Raw genomic sequence first — 1,227 nt, forward strand, 5'->3', positions numbered from 1 at the left:
TCAGCCCATTCGGAACCATCAGAAAACTCGAAAGTAGATACTTGGCCGGTACTGGTCGTATCGTCACTAGAGTTTGAAAAGTAACGTGCGACAGTAAGAGTTTCACCTGTAGATTTGACAGTAATAAGCAGGTGGTCACGATAACTATTATGGGTATCCTTAACACGCTCTAACTCGAGATCATTCGCTTGAATTGACTCATCAAACATGACGGTATTACTCCCGACAAGGCTTGAATTACTATCAAAGTCGATAATGTCATGACCGGACCCAATGCCGTATAAATACGTATCATTGCCTAAACCACCTGTTAGGGAATCGTCCCCCGCACCACCATCTAAAGTATCATTGCCGGTACCTCCATTTAAGGTGTCGCGCCCTTCTCCGCCTAAGAGTATGTCATCACCGTCCAAGCCATTTAGATTATCATCTCCCGCCAATCCACTTAGCGTATCAGCGTCAGCTGTCCCCTGAATGGTATCGTTGCCCGCTGTTGCCTCAAATGTTTTAGTTCGAAGCTCAGAATCTGACCATGTTGACGAAGTTGCATCAAATTGAATCGAGAGACTTGTTCTCTGGCTTGGATCCGTATCGAAAAAGCCAAAGACTTCGATTGTTTCTCCGCTGGCAGTCAGGGTTATGATCAAATCATCGTCGCTATTCACCAGGTCTATTTCACTTGGGTCAACCGTCTCGGAAAATATGAGTAGATGAGACGCTTCAGCACCTTCTGCACGAATTTGATCATTCCCATCTCCCAAAGCATAGTGATAGATATTATGGCCCGCACCTCCGTATAAATAGTCATCGCCATTACCGCCAATTAAGGTGTCATCACCATCATTTCCATATAATGTGTCTTGCCCATCCCCCCCATTTAGCTCATCACTCCCTTGGTTTCCAGACAATATGTCATTACCTTCATCACCGAAGAATTGGTCATTCCCCTCTTGACCTGTGATCGTATCATTGCCCGCAAGCCCGCTAATGACCTCACCTTCTGCACTCGCTTGAACGACATCGTCATACGGTGTTGCAGCCTGAATTCGGCTTCGCACTTCATCGCTGTCCCATGAAGTACCGTCGGAAAAGTTAATCGCTGTTAAGGCGTAATTAGGGTCATCTTCTTTAAAGAAGCTTTCAACGACGATGCTGTCATCATTGCCAAGAACAAGCTTTAGATCATCACCACTTCGTGTCACATAGCTGGTCTGGGCAGCAATCGAC

Annotated in this window: 1 protein-coding gene; it reads right to left on the reverse strand. The window is 46.0% G+C overall.

Translation table 11 applies throughout. From position 1 onward, the window contains the following. On the reverse strand, window positions 1–1,227 hold a 1,227-nt coding region (locus A3766_RS04990; RefSeq protein ID WP_304440926.1), incomplete at both ends, for a calcium-binding protein.

The sequence above is a fragment of the Oleiphilus sp. HI0132 genome (assembly GCF_001635845.1).